The sequence below is a fragment of the Micromonospora sp. WMMA1998 genome, from assembly GCF_027497375.1.
Lineage (GTDB): Bacteria > Actinomycetota > Actinomycetes > Mycobacteriales > Micromonosporaceae > Micromonospora > Micromonospora sediminicola.
Genome location: NZ_CP114911.1, coordinates 5,080,337 through 5,098,000 on the forward strand (window position 1 = coordinate 5,080,337; position 17,664 = coordinate 5,098,000).

Below are 17,664 nucleotides of genomic sequence, written 5' to 3' on the forward strand. Positions count from 1 at the left end.
CGTGTGCGCACCCCTGTCGCGCACACCCTTCCGGACGGTTCCCGATGCACTGCCAGACCTGCGGGGACGTCGCGTCCCCGGTCGACCCCGACTGCCAGCGTTGCGGTACGCCGTTCGGCCAGCCGCCGGTGCTGCCCGGCGTGCCCACGTACCCGGTCCGTGGCCTGGGCACCGCGGCGGCGGTCGCGGTCGGCGCGGCCACCGTGCTCTACCTGCCGGGCGCGCTGTTCCCGCTGGTCGGCGCGCGGATGGCCCGCGCGGCGGCCGAGCAGGGCGACCGGGACCTGCTGCTGGGCGCGGCGGTCGCCGAACTGCTGCTCGGGCTGCCCTACCTGCTGGCCCTGCTGACCGCGGCGGTGCTGGTCATCATCTGGACCTGGCGGGCGCGGAAGAACACCGACGCGTTCGCGGGCGCCCTGCCGAGCCTCGGCCCGGGCTGGGCGATCGCCGGCTGGCTGGTGCCGTTCGCCAACTTCGTGGTCCCGGCCCGGGTGGTCGCGAACATCGCCCGGGACAGCCTGCTCCGGCGCACCACGCCGGCCCTGGTCGGCGTCTGGTGGGCGGCCTGGCTGGTCTTCTCGGTCGGCGACCGGTTGGTCAGCCGCGGTGACGACCAGCGGTACTCGCGGCTGACCGAGTGGCCGCAGAACGACGTGGAGTACGGCAGCTACGTCCGCTACTACCAGGACGCGCTCGGCGGCCGGCTGCTGCTGTCGGTGGCCTGCCTGGTCGCCGGCATCTCGTTCGTGGTGCTGGTCCGCCGGATCTCGGCCGCCCAGCAGGACCGCCTCGCCCGGGCCGTGCCCGTCTGGCCGGGCCACCCCGGCTGGCCCGCTTCCGCCGCGCCGGCCGCCCCCGCGCCGGTCGCTCCCGCGCCCGACCCCGCTGCGCCCGCGCCGGCCGGCGCCGGACCGGACGCGCCGTCGGTGACGTCGCCGCCGCCTCCGGCCGGGGCGGGTGGCACGATCGGGGCATGACGGAACTGGTCGGTCTCGCCGACGTACAGGCCGCGCGGGAGCTGCTCGCCGGCGTCACCCGCACCACGCCGCTGGAGCCGTCCCGTCCGCTCAGCGCCGCGCTCGGCGGGCCGGTCTGGCTCAAGTGCGAGAACATGCAGCGCGCCGGCTCGTACAAGGTGCGGGGCGCGTACGTGCGGATCTCCCGGCTCTCCGCCGACGAGCGGGCCCGGGGCGTGGTGGCGGCCAGCGCCGGCAACCACGCCCAGGGGGTGGCGCTCGCCGCCGGTCTGGTCGGCACGCACGCCACCGTCTTCATGCCGGTGAACGCGCCGCTGCCGAAGGTCGCCGCGACCAAGGGGTACGGCGCGCAGATCGAGCTGGTCGGCAACACCGTGGACGAGTCGCTGATCGCGGCGCAGACCTTCGCCGAGCGGACCGGTGCGGTGTTCATCCACCCGTTCGACCACCCGGACGTCATCGCCGGTCAGGGCACGGTGGCGTTGGAGATCCTCGAACAGTGCCCGGACGTGCGGACCATCGTGACCGGGGTCGGCGGCGGTGGGCTGGTGTCCGGCATGGCGGTGGCGGCCAAGGCGCTGCGTCCCGACGTACGGGTGATCGGGGTGCAGGCGGCGAGCGCCGCCGCGTTCCCGCCCTCGCTGCGGGCCGGCGAACCGGTCCGGCTGCCCTCGTTCGCGACCATCGCCGACGGGATCGCCGTCGGCCGGCCCGGCGAGTTGACGTTCACCCACGTCCGCAAGCTCGTCGACGACGTGGTGACGGTCTCCGAGGAGGACATCTCCCGCGCGCTGCTGATGCTGCTGGAACGGGGCAAGCAGGTGGTGGAGCCGGCCGGCGCGGTCGGCGTGGCGGCGTTGCTGGCCGGCGCGGTGGACGTGACCGCGCCGGTGGTCGCGGTCCTGTCCGGCGGCAACATCGATCCGCTGCTGATGCTCCGGGTGATCGAGCACGGCCTGGCCGCGGCCGGCCGCTTCCTGCGGATCACCGTGCGGTGCGTGGACCGGCCCGGTCAGCTCGCCTCGCTGCTCGGCGAGATCGCCGAGCACCGGGCCAACGTGGTGGACGTGGTGCACCAGCGGGCCAACCCGCACCTGCGGCTGGGCGAGGTGGAGGTGGCGCTGTCCGTGGAGACCCGTGGGGTGGAGCACTCGGACACGCTGATCAGCGCGCTGCGGGCCAGCGGCTACCAGGTCGTCTTCGCCGGCGAGGGGTGAACCGCGAACGCCCCGGCCGGATGGTCCGGTCGGGGCGAACGGGTGGGTGTGGCTCGGGGCCCGAGGAGCCTGTCAGCCTCGGTCGGGTCGGGACCCGAGCCGTCCGGCACGGGTCCGGAGGGCGGTCAGCCCGAGTAGGGCTCGAACGACACGACTGTCACCTTGATGTCGGCGCCGCTGGGGGCCGTGTAGGTGCAGGTCTGACCCGCCTTGCCGCCGAGGATCGCCTTGCCGAGCGCGGACTCGGGGCTGTAGACGGTGAGGTCGGTGGTGGAGGCGATCTCCCGGGAGCCGAGCAGGAACGTCTCGGTGTCGTCGGCGTCGTCGTCGAAGTAGATGGTGACGACCATGCCGGGCGAGACCACGTCGGCGGCCGGAGCCTCACCGACCTTGGCGGTGCGCAGCAGCTCCTTGAGATAGAGGATGCGTCCCTCGGCCTTGCCCTGCTCCTCGCGGGCGGCGTGGTAGCCACCGTTCTCCCGCAGGTCGCCCTCCTCACGCCGGGCGTTGATCTCGGCGGCGATGACCGGCCGGTTGGCGATCATCTCGTCGAGCTCGGCCTGCAGGCGGTCGTAAGCGTCCTGGGACAGCCAGGTGGCGGGCGCCTCGTTTCCGTTGGTGGACACAGGCGATCTCCTCGGTTGGTGCGGACTGGCTGACAGGTGAACCACCAAGTTACCAGTGCCGTGCCGGTCGAGGTGTGGTCGATCACCCCGGGTGCCGGTCGCGGGACCCGGGGTACGCGTGTTCCGGCAGCTCGCCGGTGCTCCGGCTCAGCCGGTCGGTCGGCAGCGCAGCACCTCGCCGATGAACGGCCGGGCGCTGGTGGGCACCTCCTGTCGGGCTCGGACGTGCCGCTGGCCGGACTCGGCGGTCACGGTGGCCTCGACGTGGCCCACCTCGGCGCCGTCGTGCGAGCGGGCCCGCAGCAGGCAGGTGGCCGAGCCGCCGGGTGGCACGGTGACCCGGAAGTCGACCACCACGCGGGAGTCGGTGATCCCGGTGTAGCTGATCATCTCGCCCTGGTACTCGGGGTCGCCGTACTGGCTGTAGAGCTTCGCGGCGGCCAGCCCGAGGACGGCCAGCAGGACGGTCACCGTCAGGGCGAGCAGGAGCGGCCGGCGGCGTCCCGGCTCCCGGCGACGGCCGTACCGGCCGGGCGGGAAGACCGGCGTACCCGGTGTGACTGTGGCGTGCGTCTCGCTCACCGGCGGGTATCTCCTGGCGTTGTTGTCGGCAGCATCGGCAAGAATGGCTAGGTCCATCTTCCCAGCCCGGCGCTGAGTCAAGGATGGCAGGTCGGCCTCGACCGGCCAGGGTGGTCCCGGCCACTCCGGCAGCGGTCCCGACGTGCCAGCACGGGGGCTTTCGCGGGCGCGGGGGGAGATTCCGGCAGGTCAGCCGGTCGGCCCTGGGCGGGTCGCCCGGCCGGCACAGACGAGGAGCGCCGAAGGTGGCAGAACAGCTGCGTCTCATGGCGGTGCACGCCCATCCCGACGACGAGTCGAGCAAGGGTGCCGCCACCATGGCGAAATACGTCGCCGAGGGGGTGGATGTCCTGGTCGTCACCTGCACCGGTGGCGAGCGGGGCAGCGTGCTGAACCCCAAGATGGACCGCCCCGACGTGTGGGCCAACATCGGCGACATCCGGCGCGCCGAGATGGACGCCGCCCGCGCCGTCCTCGGCGTCGAGCAGGCCTGGCTCGGCTTCGTCGACTCCGGTCTGCCCGAGGGCGACCCGCTGCCGCCGCTGCCCGAGGGCTGCTTCGCGCTACAGGAGGTGGAGGTCGCCGCCGCGCCGCTGGTGCGGCTGATGCGCCAGTTCCGCCCGCACGTGGTCACCACGTACGACGAGGAGGGCGGCTACCCGCACCCGGACCACATCATGACCCACAAGGTCACCGTGGCGGCGTTCGAGGCGGCCGGCGACCCGGAGCGCCACCCGGAGCTGGGCGAGCCGTGGCAGCCGCTGAAGCTCTACTACGACGTGGGCTTCTCCCGGGCCAAGATCATGGGCCTGCACGAGGCCATGCTCGCCGCCGGCCTGGAGTCGCCCTACGGCGAGTGGATGAAGCGCTGGGAGGAGCGCCCCGACAAGGGGGAGCGCATCACCACCCGGGTCGACTGCGCCGCCTACTTCCCGGTCCGCGACGACGCGCTGCGCGCCCACGCCACCCAGATCGACCCGGACGGGTTCTGGTTCCAGGTGCCGATGGAGCTCCAGCAGCGCGCCTGGCCGACGGAGGACTTCCAGCTCGCCCGCTCGCTGGTGGACAGCCCGCTCCCCGAGTCCGACCTCTTCGCCGGGGTGCGCGAGACGTGCCGTGCCCACTGACATCGGCGCGGGCTACCCTGGTCGTCAGCCGCACATCGGAGGAACACCATGCTGACCACCGCCCAGGTGCTCGCGGAGAACAACTTCGGTGACACCCGCACGGGTGGTCTGGCCGGCCCGATGGGCCTCTTCCTCATCGTCGCGCTGGCCACCGTCACCGTCCTGCTCATCCGCAACATGAACGCCCGCCTGCGCCGCCTGCCCGACCGCTTCCCGCGGCAGGGTGAGCCGGGCCGGGTCGAGTCGGCAGTCGTCGATCCGACAGACGGGGCCGTCGAGCAGGATTCACCGACGAGTGCTCCCAACGGCCCTCAGCAGCGCCGAAACAGCTGAACACCGCATGAATCACGCCCAAGCCGGTGGTCGCCCCCTGTTGCGGCCACCGGCTTTGGCTTAGCCTTCCGCCGGGGGGACCGTCAGGCCCCGCACCCTGCGCGGAAGGGGGGCGCCGATGTCGAGGGCAGCAACGGGCCCCGACCGTGTCCCGGTCGCACCCGCCGACGGGGCGGGTCCGTGACCTCCGAGCCGGCCGACCGGCCACCCGATCGGCTAGGCCTGCGGGGCACCCCGGTGAGCGTCGTGCTGCTGACCGTCGCGGTCGCGGCCACCGCGCTGCTGGCCGCGGTGCTCGGCCTCGCCGTACCGGCACACCTGCCGATGGACGACCCCCTGCCCGGGCCGGCCCGGTTCGGCCTCGCCACCGTCGCGTTCGCCGTGGCCCAGCTCGCCCGGCTCCGCTTCCGGGCCCCGTCGGGCATGGTCAGCATCACCTGGGGCGAGGCCGCGCTCCTCGTCTGCCTCTGGCTGGTCCCCGCCGGCTGGCTGCCGGCCGCCGCGCTGCTCGGCGCCGGTGCCGCCTGGACCACGATGTCAGTGGTCGCGGACCGCCGACCGGTGCTGGAGCTGGTGCGCATCACCACCTCGCTCACCGCCGCCACGGCGCTGGCCGCGGCGGTCGCGAGCGCCCTCGGCCGGCCGCTGCTCGCCGCGCCCACCCCCGAACTGGCCCTCGCGCTGAGCGCGGGCGCGGTGACCTACCTGCTCACCACCGCCTGGCTGGGCGCCGCCACGCTCGCGCTGCGGCACGGCATCCCGATCGGGCCGCCGCTGCTCGCCGCGCTCCGCGGCAAGCTGCTCATGTTCATCGGCAACGTCGCGGTCGGCCTGGTGGTGGTCGCGATGCTGGAACTCGACCCGCGCTGGCTGCTGCTCCTGCCGCCGCCGCTGTGGTTGTTGCAGCAGACCTACCGGCACCGGCTCCGGGCCGACGAGGAACGCCGGACCTGGCGGGCCTTCGCCGAGGCCACCGCCGCCCTCAACCAGCTCGACGAACGCGGCGTGGCGACCGCCGCCGTGACCGGCGCCCTCACCCTGTTCGGGGCCGAGCTGGTCGAGGTCGACGTGGCCCGCGGCGACGGGCGCTGGCGCCGATACCGGGCCGACCTCGGTGGGCAGGTGCGGGACCGGGAGGTGGAGCCCCCGGCGGATCGCGGCTCGGGCGAACACGAGCTGGTCCGGCGGCTCACCGTCGGACCCGCCGAGGTGGGACGGCTGCGGGTGCGGTTCGCCCGGTCCGCCCCGCCCACCGCCCGCGAACAGGACGGCGTGGCCGCCTTCTCCGACGCCCTGGCCGCCGCCCTGCACGACGCCGCGACCCACCGTGAGCTGCGGCTGGTCACCGCCCGCTCGTCGTACGACGCGGTGCACGACCAGCTCACCGGCCTGCTCAACCGGGCCGCGCTGCTCACCCGCGGCGACCAGGCGCTGCGGCAGCGGGCCCACGACCACCCGGTGGCTCTGCTGCTGCTGGACGTGAACCAGTTCAAGGAGGTCAACGACACGCTCGGCCACTCGGCGGGCGACCAGCTGCTGCGGCTCACCGCCAACCGGCTGGCCGCGCTGACCCGGCCGGGGGACCTGCTCGGGCGGCTCGGCGGCGACGAGTTCGCCCTGCTGCTCACCTCGGTCCCGGTGGTCGAGGACCGGACGGCCCCGCTGGCGTACGCGGTGCGCCAGGCCCGGGAGGTCGCCGAGCGGCTCGCCGCGCCGACCGAGGTGGCCGGGGTGCGGATGTCGATCGAGGTGGCGGTCGGCGTGGTGGTGGCCGACGCCGGCGTCGCCGACCTGACCGAGCTGTTGCGGCGCGCCGACATCGCCATGTACCAGGCGAAGGAGGGTGGCGGCAGCGTCGCCGCGTACGACAGCTCCCGCGACGCGGCGAGCACCGACCACCTGGCGCTGCTCGCGGAGCTGCGGGAGGCGCTGGCCACCGACGACCAGCTGGTGCTGGCGTTGCAACCGGCGGTGGACCTGGCCACCGGCGGGCCGACCGGGGTGGAGGCGTTGATCCGGTGGCGGCACCCGCGCCGGGGCTGGCTCGGCCCGGCCGACTTCATCCGCCCGGTGGAGAACAGCGAGCAGCTCGGCAGCTTCACCCGCTACGTGTTGGACAAGGCGCTGGAGGTGGCCGCCGGCTGGGCGCGGGAGGGGCTGGACGTCCCGATCTCGGTGAACCTGTCCGCCCGCAGCCTGCTCGACCCGCGGCTGCCCGCCGAGATCGAGGAGGCGCTGCGCCGGCACCAGGTGCCGCCGCACCGGCTGGTCCTGGAGATCACCGAGACGGTCGTGATGAGCGAGCTGGAGATCATCGACGAGGTGCTGGCGACACTGCGGGCGATGGGCGTGCAGCTCGCGGTCGACGACTTCGGCACCGGCTTCTCCTCGTTGACGTTCCTCACCCGCATCCCGGTGGACGAGCTGAAGGTGGACCGGTCCTTCGTCATCCGGATGGCCGACTCCCCGGAGGCGGCGGCGATCGTCCGGACCACGGTCGGGCTCGCCCACGAGCTGGGGCTGCGGGTGGTGGCCGAGGGGGTGGAGACCGCCGAGCAGCGCACCGCGCTGGTCGAACTGGGATGCACCGCCGCGCAGGGCTACCACTTCTTCAAGCCGATGCCGGCGGACAAGATCGGGGCGGTGCTGGGGTCGCTGCGCGACACCGCGCGGGGCAACGTCTTCCCGCTGCGCGCCGACGGCGCCTCCTGAGCGGTCCGCGCCGCCGGGCGGGCTCGACGGCGCGGGGGCGCGCTCAGCCGCGGGGCAGCACATCGTCGAGGACGGCGGGCAGCGTGGCCCAGTCGGCCGAGGCGATGCTGGCGTGGGCGCGGGCCAGCTGGGCGACCCGGGCCGCCGCCGCGTCGGCGTCACCGCTGCCGACCGCCGGCGGGACGTTCTGCGCGTCGGTCATCACCAGCAGGTAGTGGTTCGCGTCGTACCAGGCGGTGTCGACGCCGCCGGTGACGTACGCCGAGGCATCGCCGTCGAAGAGCACGAACCACTGGCGCAGGGCCGGGTCCGCGTACCGGGTCCGGGGGTCGCCGGCCTGGGCCCGGTGCACCGCCGGGAACGCCCGGGCGCTGCCCAGCGTGCCGGCCGCCGCCAGGCCGTTCAGGTGGCGGGCGTACTCGACGTCGGTCCAGAGCGTGTCGGTCGGGTTGCCCTCCTCGACGGTGCCGGGGATCAGCTCCACGATCACCCTGCCGGCGAGCTGCGCGCGGGTGGGCCAGGCGTCGGCGCGGGCGGCGGCGTCCAGGCCGGGGTGGTCGCCGAGCAGGTCGGCCGGGCGGAACACCCGGTCGCCGAGCCGGGCGGCGAGCACCGCGTCGAGCTGGGCCGGCCCCTGGCCGGTGCGGCCGCTGAAGCCGGTCTTGAGTTCCAGCTTGAGGATGAGCGGGCCGGCGTCGGGGTGGGCGCCCAGCCAGAGCCGGATGTCGTCCAGGCAGTGCTCCAGGTTCTTGTTGCGGGTGCCGGTGTAGAGCTGGGCGGCGCTGGTGGCGGCGACGCAGTTGTTGTCGTTGCCCAGCGGGTTGCCGTGGCTGACCCGCCACTGCCGGGTCAGCACGTCCGGCCAGACGTCCAGCTCGATCAGCCCGGGCCGGGCGTCGAGCGCCTGGGCCAGGTAGGTGTAGGTGCCACGCTCGTACGTGTTGTGGATTCCGACGCCGGTGGTGGCGGACCACCGGGTCTGCGGCGGGACCTCGGCGGACGCGGTGCCGGGGGCCAGCAGGGATCCGGTGAGGGCGGCGAGGGCGAGCAGGGCGGGGAGTCTGCGCATGGACCGTCTCCTTCGGACGCGCCGGCGGTGGACGACGCCGGCCATGCGCCGATTCAAATAGACAAAGGTGAATAGCGGAAGGACGGCTCGTGGCTCCGACCGGTCCGGGGGCGGCGGTCCGGCGCGGCGGATAGGGTCGGGTGGTGAACCGACTCGCCGAGGCCACCTCGCCCTACCTGCTCCAGCACGCCGACAACCCGGTCGACTGGTGGCCCTGGTGCGACGAGGCGTTCGCCGAGGCGAAGCGCCGCGACGTGCCGGTGCTGATCTCGGTCGGCTACGCGGCCTGCCACTGGTGCCACGTGATGGCCCACGAGTCGTTCGAGAACGAGGCCGTGGCCCGGCTCATGAACGACGACTTCGTCTGCGTCAAGGTCGACCGGGAGGAGCGCCCCGACGTCGACGCCGTCTACATGACCGCCACCCAGGCCATGACCGGCCAGGGCGGCTGGCCGATGACGGTGTTCGCCACCCCGGACGGCACCCCGTTCTTCTGCGGCACCTACTTCCCCCGGGCCAACTTCGTCCGGCTGCTCGGCTCGGTCGCCGCCGCCTGGCGGGACCAGCGCGAGGCCGTGCTGCGGCAGGGCGCCGCCGTGGTCGAGGCGATCGGCGGCGCCCAGGCCGTCGGCGGCGTGACCGCCCCGCTCACCGCCGAGCTGCTCGACGGCGCCGCCGGTCGGCTCGCCCAGGAGTACGACGAGACGAACGGCGGGTTCGGCGGCGCGCCGAAGTTCCCGCCGCACATGAACCTGCTCTTCCTGCTCCGCCACCACCGGCGCACCGGCTCGGCGCGCAGCCTGGAGATCGTCCGGCACACCTGCGAGGCGATGGCCCGGGGTGGCCTGAACGACCAGCTCGCCGGGGGCTTCGCCCGCTACTCGGTGGACGGCCACTGGACCGTGCCGCACTTCGAGAAGATGCTCTACGACAACGCGCTGCTGCTGCGCGTCTACACCCAGCTCTGGCGGCTGACCGGCGACCGGCTGGCCCGCCGGGTCGCCCGGGACACCGCCCGCTTCCTCGCCGACGAGCTGCACCGACCCGGTGAGGGCTTCGCCTCCGCGCTGGACGCGGACACCGAGGGCGTCGAGGGACTCACCTACGTCTGGACGCCGGCGCAGCTGGTCGAGGTGCTGGGGGAGTCCGACGGTCGGTTCGCCGCCGACCTCTTCGAGGTCACCGCCGACGGCACGTTCGAGCACGGCGCCAGCGTCCTGCGCCTGGCCCGCGACGTCGACGACGCCGACCCGGCGGTCCGGGCCCGCTGGCAGGACGTGGTGGGCCGGCTGCTGGCCGCCCGCGACACCCGGCCCCAGCCGGCCCGCGACGACAAGGTGGTGGCCGCCTGGAACGGGCTGGCGATCACCGCGCTCGCCGAGTTCCAGCAGGTCGCCGCGCTCTACGCGTCCCGTGAGGACGAGGACGCGAACCTGATGGAGGGTGTGGTCATCGTCGCCGACGGGGCCATGCGCGACGCCGCCGAGCACCTGGCCGCCGTGCACCTGGTCGACGGCCGCCTGCGCCGGGTCTCCCGGGACAAGGTCGTCGGCGAGCCGGCCGGGGTGCTGGAGGACTACGGCTGCGTCGCGGAGGCGTTCTGCGCGCTGCACCAGCTCACCGGCGAGGGACGCTGGCTGACGTTGGCCGGGCAGCTGCTCGACGTGGCACTGGCCCGGTTCGCGTCCGCCGACGGCGGCTTCTACGACACCGCCGACGACGCCGAGCGCCTGGTCACCCGGCCCGCCGACCCGACCGACAACGCCACCCCGTCCGGCCGTTCGGCGGTCGTCGCGGCGCTGGTCGCGTACGCGGCGCTGACCGGTGAGACCCGCTACCGGGAGGCGGCCGAGGTGACCCTGTCCACGGTCGCGCCGATCGTCGACCGGCACGCCCGGTTCACCGGCTACGCCGCCACGGTCGGCGAGGCGCTGCTCTCCGGCCCGTACGAGATCGCGGTGGTGACCGACGACCCGGAGGGCGACCCGCTGGTGGCCGCCGCCCGCCGGCACGCCCCGCCCGGCGCGGTGGTGGTGGCCGGCGCCCCGGACCAGCCGGGTGTGCCGCTGCTGGCGGACCGTCCGCTGGTCGACGGGCGGCCCACCGCGTACGTCTGCCGGGGGTTCGTCTGCCAGCGGCCGGTGACCTCGGTCGAGGACCTCGTCGCCCAACTGGGTTGAGCCGTCACGCGGCCCGGGAACCCTGCTTCCGGGGCCGGTCGCCGTCCCGTTTCCCGGTCGTGGGACGGGGACGGGCCCAGCGGCCGGGGGCGTCGCCGGCCCGGTTAGGCTGGCGGCGCTATGGACTCCCGGACCGGACTCCCCGTCGTGGGCATGGTGGGTGGCGGCCAGTTGGCCCGGATGACCCACCAGGCCGCCATCGCCCTCGGTCAGTCGCTGCGCGTGCTGGCGCTCGCCCCCGACGACGGCGCGGCGCTGGTCGCCGCCGACGTCCAGTACGGCGACCACACCGACCTGACCGCCCTGCGCACGTTCGCCAAGGGCTGCGACGTGGTCACGTTCGACCACGAGCACGTGCCGAACGACCACATCCGCACGCTGACCGACGAGGGCGTGAAGCTGTTCCCGCCGGCCGAGGCGCTGGTGCACGCGCAGGACAAGCGGGTGATGCGGGAGCGCCTCGGCGAGCTGGGCGCGCCCAACCCGGCCTGGCGTCCGGTGGAGTCGCCGGCGGACCTGGTGACCTTCGGCCGGGAGACCGGGTGGCCGGTGGTGCTCAAGGCCGCCCGGGGCGGCTACGACGGGCGCGGCGTCTGGATGGTGGACGACGCCGACCGGGCCGCCGAGCTGGCCGCGACGCTGCTCGAAGGCGGCACCCCGCTGCTGGTCGAGGAACGGGTGACGCTGCGACGGGAGTTGGCCGTGCAGGTCGCCCGGTCGCCCTTCGGCCAGGTGGCCGCGTACCCGGTGGTGGAGACGGTGCAGCGCGACGGCATCTGCGTCGAGGTGCTGGCGCCCGCGCCCGACCTGCCGGAGGAGCGGGCGGTCGCGGCGCAGCAGCTCGCCATCGACCTGGCCACCGCGCTCGGCGTGGTCGGGCTGCTCGCGGTGGAGCTGTTCGACACGCCCACCGGTCTGGTCGTCAACGAGCTGGCCATGCGCCCGCACAACTCGGGGCACTGGACCATCGAGGGCGCCCGGACCTCGCAGTTCGAACAGCACCTGCGGGCGGTGCTCGACTATCCGATGGGGGACACCTCGCTCGCCGCGCCGGTCGTGGTGATGGCGAACGTGCTCGGCGGTCAGCCGGGCGGGATGTCGATCGACGAGCGGCTGCACCACCTGTTCGCCGCCGAGCCCGGCGCCAAGGTCCACCTCTACGGCAAGCAGGTCCGACCGGGCCGCAAGATCGGTCACGTCACGGTGCTCGGCACCGACCTGACCGACGTACGGGCCCGGGCCGCGCGGGCCGCCCGCTGGCTCCAGGAGGGGACACAATGAGCACCGTCGGGCTGATCATGGGCAGCGACTCGGACTGGCCGACCATGCGGGCCGCCGCCGAGGCGCTGGACGAGTTCGGCGTGCCGCACGAGGTGGGCGTGGTCTCGGCGCACCGGACCCCGCTCAAGATGATCGAGTACGGCCGGTCCGCCGCCGGTCGCGGCGTCCGCGTGATCATCGCGGGCGCGGGTGGGGCGGCGCACCTGCCCGGCATGGTCGCCTCGGTCACCCCGCTGCCGGTGATCGGTGTGCCGGTGCCGCTCAAGCACCTGGACGGGATGGACTCGCTGCTGTCCATCGTGCAGATGCCGGCCGGTGTGCCGGTCGCCACGGTGTCGATCGGTAACGCGCGCAACGCCGGCCTGCTCGCCGTCCGGATCCTGGGCGCCTCCGACCCGGCGTTGCGGGACCGGATGGCCGCCTACCAGGCGAGCCTGGAGGACCTGGTCGCCGAGAAGGAAGCCGCGCTGCGCGCCTCGCTCGCCTGACCGTTCGTCACCCCGCGTGCTCACCCCGGCCGGTCACCGATCGCGGCCGACCGGGATGGCGCGTGTGCGTGCCCTCCGCCGCCGCGCCCGGACCTACCGCATGCCGCGCAGCGCGGTCTGCAGGCGCTCCTGGGCCCGACGGCGACGCTCGTTGCTCGCGCCCAGCACCAGCAGGACGATGCCGACCGGGATCAGCACCAGCCACGGGCCGAGACTGAACAACGCGTGCACCGCGGCGATCGCGGTGACCGTCGCGCCCACGATCACCGGCGCCTGCTGCCGGCTCGTCGAGCCGAAGATCAGCACCGCCACGGCGCCGAGCAGCAGCAGCACCTGCCGCAGCATGCTGGAGTCGGTCGCGATCACGATTGCCAACGTCGGCAGGAACGCGGTCACCAGGGCCGGCCCGTACGCCACCCAGCTCGACAGGTCGGGCCGGTGGCGCAGTTGCAGCACCCCGACCAGCAACGCGAGTGCCGCGAACGGCAACGTGTACGCCTCCGGGAGCGCCACGTCGGCCACCCGCATCAGGATCCACCAGGCGCTGATCTCGCACGCCACCACCGCCCAGAACAGCAGGTTGCGCTCCATCGGACGGCGGCCCGGACGGCTGGCCGCCACCCCGAGCACCGCGCCCCACGCGGCCAGCAGCGCGGCGATGTGCCGGGGCGAGTCGTACGCCAGCGCCAGCGCGATGAGGGCCGCCCCGTAGCCGCTCCACTCGACGGTGGCCGCCTCCCGGTACGCCTCCGGCCGGCGCAACCGGGGCAGCGTGGCGGCGAAGACCTGCAACGCCGCGCCGACCGCGAGCACCCCGAAGGCGGACCAGACCGCGGCGAGCCCCGCCACCAGCCCGAGCGTGAGCGCGAAGAGCTGGGCCATCAATGAGCCGAACAACCACCCGAGGATGCGGGCCCGCTGGGTGGCGCCGAACAGCGCGGCCACAACGCCCACGCCGACAGCGCCGCCCAGCGTGAAGAGGGTCAGGTCGCGGGTGGCGAGGCTGCCGCAGAGCCCCGCGCCCCCGGCGGCGAGCCCGATCGCGAAGACCAGCACCCGGGCGACCCGGATCGACCGGGCCGGCTCCACCAACGGCGGCGGTGGGGTCAGCGCCAGCCCGAGCATGGAGATGGTGAACACGGCCAACGCGGCCAGCGCGGTCACCGGCCAGCCCCGGCCCAGCGCCACCGGCGTGATGAGCAGGGTGAGCGCGGCCCCGGGCAGGACCACCGGCACCGCCCGGGACCGGCGACCGCCGCTGAACCCGGTCGCGGCCAGCGCCGCCGTGGCGGTGAGCAGCAGCGCGGTGAGCACATGGGTGGGGTCCACGGCGTCCGGCGGCGGGGTGAGCAGCTCCGGCGGCGGCCCCTGCCACACCCGGCCCAGCGCCGCGAACGGCGAGAACAGCGCCACCACCAGCGACGGGGCCAGCGTGGCCAGGGCCAACGCGGTGGGCAGCGCCGCCGCGGCGAGTGCCCCGGCCGCCGGGCTGACCCGCCAGCGCAGCTCCGTGCGGTCGCCCGGGTCCCGGCGCAGCGCCCCATCGAACAGCACGGACCAGCGGCGCACCGGGCGGGCCGAGCCGACCGGCGGGACGGTGGCCGCCCGGACCAGTTCGGCGAGCACGCCGAGCAGCGCCGCGGCGGCGGCGAACACACCGGCGGGCAGGCGCACGAGGAGAGCGGCCGCCGCGGTCACGGTGGCCGCGCCGACCACGGCGACGCTGGCGTACGGGAGGTACTGCGGCACCTGCCGGCGTACCGCCGCGACCACGGCCAGGCCGATGCTGGCGGCGGCCAACGCGGAGGTGAGGACCACCTGCGGCGGGCGGCCGAACTCGGCGGACAGGGCGGCCACCGCGCCGGGAAGGGCCAGCAGCGCCGCCCCGGCGCCCGCACCGCCCACCTGCACCAGATGCGGCGGCATACCCTCGGCGCGGATGTCCTCCACCAGCGTCGGCGCGAGCGTGCGAGCCAGCGCGGCCACCGTCACCCCGATCAACGCGATGCTGCCCAGCGCCAGCGCGGTGGTCCAGGGGCGGACCAGCCCGGCGCCGGCCGCGTGCAACGCCACCACGCCGGCCACGGTGGCCCGGGACAGCGCGGCCCGCGGGTCCGCCGCGGCCGCGGCCGCCATCCCGAAGACGGTGGCCACCATCGTGCCCACCAGCACCGGCGACCACCAGGGCAGATCGAACGCGGCCGGCGCGCCCACCGTGGCGAGCACCGCGGCCGCGCCCGACACGTCGTACTTCCAGGGTGGTGGCAGGAGGATGGCGGCGGTGACCGCGAGCAGCGCCAGCGCGACCGGCGCCTGCCAGGCGGACCCGCCGGTCGGCGCCGCCGGCCAGCCGCTCAGGTCACCGGCCCAGATCGGGCCGGGGGTGGCCAGCACACCGAGCCCGCCGCGCAGCGCGCTCCAGGCGGCGATCAGGCCGATCAGCGTGCCCCCGGCGGCGATGCCGAGGATCGGACCGCGCCGCCACTCCTCCGGCAGCGCCCGGGCGGCGACCGCCACCAGCAGCACCAGCGCGGCGGCCACCACGAGCTGACCGCCCGGCGCGAGGACCGCGGCGATCCGGGCCAGCGTGGCCACCAGCGCCACCGTGATCGCGGCGAGGGCCAGGTCCGAGCCGTCCAGCGACATGTCGGCGCGGCGGCCGGCGTCGATCCGCGGGGCCAGCGCCAGCAGCGCGGCCGAGATCAGCAGCAGGCCACCCACCCAGGCGTCCGCCGAGGTGGCGCCGGGCGCGCCGAACCCGGCGGCGGCGACGGCGACCGCGCCGAGCACGGTGCCGAGCGCGTGCGGCATGCTCAGCTGCCGCTGCGCCACCTGGACCAGGGCGGCGTAGCCGAGCGTCACGCAGACCGCGAGGAAGCTCGCGGCGAGGATCGGGACGGTGATCTCGCGGAGGTTCGCCGGGGTGGGCGCCGGCGGGGTCGGCACGGTGGCGGCGACGAACGCGGCCACCGCGCCGGGCAACGCGAACGCCGCGCCGCCGGCCGCCCAGGCGCAGACCCGGTCCGTCGCGGCGGCGGCCAGGCGGACCCGCGGCGCGAGCGACACCAGCGCCCCGGCCAGGAAGAGCAGCGTCAGCGCGGCGGCGGTGAGCGCGGGGCGGGCGAGCGCGGCCCCGGCCCCGACCAGGCCGAGCCCGGCGGCGGTCACCGCGTGCGCCACGGCGGCGCGCTCGGTGCCGGCGGTGAGCCCGAGCACCCCGATCGCGACGGCGGTGAGCAGCATCGGCCAGCAGGCCGCGGCCCAGCCCAGACCGAGCGAGGCCGGCACCGCCAGCGCGGTGAGCGCCGCGCCGACCACCGCGAACTCCCGGCGGATCTCCGGCGGCAGCGCGACCACGGCGGCGACGGTGAGCAGCAGCGCGGCGGCGGCGAGCTGCCAGCCGGTCGGTCCGACCGCCCGGGCCAGCTCGGCGTGCCACCCGCCGAGGTCGGCCGACCAGGCGGGCAGCGCCGCCCGGACCGGGGCCAGCCCGGCGCGCAACGCGCCGCCGGCGACCACCAGGCCGCTGACCGTGAGCGCGACCGCGGACGCCAGCTGCGGACCCCGGCGGGCCGCCTCCGGTACGGCCCGGACGGCGAACCCGGTGAGCGCGATGACCGCGGCGATCAGCAGCAGCGAACGCCCGGGCAGCGCCACCGAGGCGACCCGGCCGAGCGCGCCGATGACCGCGAGGGTGAGGATGCCGGCGCCCACGTCGGGCAACGGCGGCCGGCGCAGCACCAGCGTCCCGGCCAGCGCGACCAGCGCGGCGAGCAGCAGCACCGCGCCGGCGCCGGCGGCGGTCGGCACGGTGGCGGCGCGGAGCAGGGCGGTGACCGCGTACGCCAGGGCGACCGCGACCGCGGCCCCGTGCAGCAGCCAGGTCAGCTCCCGCAGCCACGGCACCGGACGGGCCGGCGCGGCGGCGGCCGGCCCGGCGGGCGACTCGCCGCCGAGCACCTCACCGGCCTCCTCCGGCGCCGACTCGGGCCGGTCCTCGTCGGCGCGCTGCCGGGGTGCGGCGGGCGCCGGCGGCACGGTGGGGGGCAGGTCGTGCCGGACCGGCCGTTCACGCACCACCACCGAGCGGGCCAGGGCCAGGTCCAGCACGGCCACCACGGTGAGCACCAACGCCCACCCCGCCGGGCCGGTGATCCGCTCGTACGCCAGCAGCGGCAGCACCGGCTGGGCGGCCAGCACGGTGGCGAACCGGGGCGCGCGCAGGCCCGTGCCGTACGCGTAGCCGAAGGCGACGACGGTGGTGACCAGGAAGATCGACCCCGCGAACGCGGCGCCCGACGTGCCGCCGCCGATCCGGTCCACGGCCCAGAGCGCGTACCCGGCCAGCGGCACCAGCAGCAACCCGACCGCCGCGATGGTCTCGGCGGTCGAGGTGAGCCCGCGCCGGGCCAGCACCGGCGGGGCGAGCAGCATCAGCACGGTCGCGACCAGCAGCACGCCGAGTCGCGCCAACGCGTCCATCGAGCTGGTGGCGACCGCGGCGAAGACCACCGCCGCGACGCCGAGCAGCAGCGCGCCCAGCCCGAGCGGGATGTTCTGCACCTCGCGTGACGACGCCTCCGGCGGATGCTCCGGGTCGTCCGCGTCGAGCCACTGAGGGCGGCCACGGGGCGGTGGCGGGGGGAGGTCGTCCGGCCCGGGCGGCGGGGTGCCCTGCCGGGGCACCCGGGGCGGCGCGCCGGTGGCGGCCGTGGGCGGGCGGCGTCCGGGCCGCCGGCGGAGCACCCGGCGGGGACGGGTGGCCTGCTTGATCCGCTCCTCCCCGGCGTGCGCCAGGATGTCGCGCTGGAAGAGGGCGGCCTGCATCTTGGCCGCGATCTGCCGCTGCTCGCGGGCGATCTCGGCGTCGCGCGCCTTCATCTCGGCGATCGACCGCTCGATGTCGGCCAGGTGCTCGGTCCACTGGGGCTGTTCCGTGCCGCAGTGGGGGCAGACGACGGCGGGCTTGATCTCCCGCCCGCACGAGGCGCACCTGAAGCTCTCCACGTCAGTCTCCCGTTCGCCCGCGCCCCCGCACTGTGGACCGCCCAGAGGCAGCATGCCCTGAGCGG

Annotated in this window: 12 protein-coding genes; 8 read left to right on the forward strand and 4 right to left on the reverse strand. The window is 75.4% G+C overall.

Translation table 11 applies throughout. The features are described 5' to 3' along the window. The first annotated feature begins 44 nt into the window (after positions 1-44). Together O7600_RS23575 and ilvA are read left to right on the forward strand one after the other, a co-directional pair. Positions 45-977, forward strand: coding sequence for a DUF4328 domain-containing protein (locus O7600_RS23575; protein WP_281590687.1), 933 nt, complete (start codon positions 45-47; stop codon positions 975-977). After that, positions 974-2,194 carry a threonine ammonia-lyase gene (ilvA, locus tag O7600_RS23580; RefSeq protein WP_281590688.1) on the forward strand — a complete coding sequence of 407 codons (1,221 nt, stop codon included), beginning with the start codon at positions 974-976 and terminating at the stop codon, positions 2,192-2,194. The genes O7600_RS23575 and ilvA overlap by 4 nt, the downstream gene beginning before the upstream one ends. 125 nt (positions 2,195-2,319) lie before the next feature. On the opposite strand, the gene greA is transcribed toward ilvA, so the two are convergent. Next, a complete protein-coding gene (gene greA / locus O7600_RS23585) occupies positions 2,320-2,820 on the reverse strand; it encodes a transcription elongation factor GreA (protein ID WP_091581857.1) in 501 nt (166 codons plus the stop codon). A 147-nt stretch (positions 2,821-2,967) separates the two neighbouring features. Then, on the reverse strand, positions 2,968-3,402 hold the full coding sequence (locus O7600_RS23590; protein ID WP_091581853.1) for a DUF4307 domain-containing protein: 435 nt from the start codon (positions 3,400-3,402) through the stop codon (positions 2,968-2,970). A 245-nt stretch (positions 3,403-3,647) separates the two neighbouring features. On the opposite strand from O7600_RS23590, the gene mca reads away from it, so the two are divergent. The 3 genes from mca (at position 3,648) to O7600_RS23605 (ending at position 7,574) form a co-directional block, all read left to right on the forward strand. Beyond that, positions 3,648-4,529, forward strand: coding sequence for a mycothiol conjugate amidase Mca (gene mca / locus O7600_RS23595; protein WP_099162518.1), 882 nt, complete (start codon positions 3,648-3,650; stop codon positions 4,527-4,529). A 48-nt stretch (positions 4,530-4,577) separates the two neighbouring features. Next, positions 4,578-4,862 (forward strand): hypothetical protein, encoded by a 285-nt coding sequence (locus O7600_RS23600; protein ID WP_281590689.1) that lies wholly within the window; start codon positions 4,578-4,580, stop codon positions 4,860-4,862. Between the two features lie 180 nt (positions 4,863-5,042). Then, positions 5,043-7,574: a bifunctional diguanylate cyclase/phosphodiesterase gene (locus tag O7600_RS23605; RefSeq protein WP_281590690.1), complete on the forward strand. Its 2,532-nt coding sequence runs from the start codon at positions 5,043-5,045 to the stop codon at positions 7,572-7,574. A gap of 43 nt (positions 7,575-7,617) precedes the next feature. Here the strand turns inward: O7600_RS23605 and O7600_RS23610 are convergent, their stop codons facing one another. Beyond that, positions 7,618-8,643 carry a phosphatidylinositol-specific phospholipase C domain-containing protein gene (locus O7600_RS23610; protein WP_281590691.1) on the reverse strand — a complete coding sequence of 342 codons (1,026 nt, stop codon included), beginning with the start codon at positions 8,641-8,643 and terminating at the stop codon, positions 7,618-7,620. A 143-nt stretch (positions 8,644-8,786) separates the two neighbouring features. On the opposite strand from O7600_RS23610, the gene O7600_RS23615 reads away from it, so the two are divergent. From O7600_RS23615 to purE, 3 genes are all read left to right on the forward strand, one after another. Further along, positions 8,787-10,823 carry a thioredoxin domain-containing protein gene (locus O7600_RS23615; RefSeq protein WP_281590692.1) on the forward strand — a complete coding sequence of 679 codons (2,037 nt, stop codon included), beginning with the start codon at positions 8,787-8,789 and terminating at the stop codon, positions 10,821-10,823. Between the two features lie 120 nt (positions 10,824-10,943). Continuing rightward, a complete protein-coding gene (locus O7600_RS23620; protein ID WP_281590693.1) occupies positions 10,944-12,104 on the forward strand; it encodes a 5-(carboxyamino)imidazole ribonucleotide synthase in 1,161 nt (386 codons plus the stop codon). Then, positions 12,101-12,592 (forward strand): 5-(carboxyamino)imidazole ribonucleotide mutase, encoded by a 492-nt coding sequence (gene purE, locus O7600_RS23625; protein ID WP_091581823.1) that lies wholly within the window; start codon positions 12,101-12,103, stop codon positions 12,590-12,592. The genes O7600_RS23620 and purE overlap by 4 nt, the downstream gene beginning before the upstream one ends. A 93-nt stretch (positions 12,593-12,685) precedes the next feature. Here the strand turns inward: purE and O7600_RS23630 are convergent, their stop codons facing one another. Beyond that, positions 12,686-17,599: a permease gene (locus O7600_RS23630; RefSeq protein ID WP_281590694.1), complete on the reverse strand. Its 4,914-nt coding sequence runs from the start codon at positions 17,597-17,599 to the stop codon at positions 12,686-12,688. Between the last annotated feature and the right edge of the window lie 65 nt (positions 17,600-17,664).

What these genes read in the sequence shown, in the direction of transcription:
- O7600_RS23575 (WP_281590687.1), top strand. Translation starts at nt 45, where the DNA reads ATGCACTGCCAGACCTGCGGGGACGTCGCGTCCCCGGTCGACCCCGAC.
- ilvA (WP_281590688.1), top strand. Translation starts at nt 974, where the DNA reads ATGACGGAACTGGTCGGTCTCGCCGACGTACAGGCCGCGCGGGAGCTG.
- O7600_RS23600 (WP_281590689.1), top strand. Translation starts at nt 4,578, where the DNA reads ATGCTGACCACCGCCCAGGTGCTCGCGGAGAACAACTTCGGTGACACC.
- O7600_RS23610 (WP_281590691.1), bottom strand. Translation starts at nt 8,643, where the DNA reads ATGCGCAGACTCCCCGCCCTGCTCGCCCTCGCCGCCCTCACCGGATCC.
- O7600_RS23620 (WP_281590693.1), top strand. Translation starts at nt 10,944, where the DNA reads ATGGACTCCCGGACCGGACTCCCCGTCGTGGGCATGGTGGGTGGCGGC.
- purE (WP_091581823.1), top strand. Translation starts at nt 12,101, where the DNA reads ATGAGCACCGTCGGGCTGATCATGGGCAGCGACTCGGACTGGCCGACC.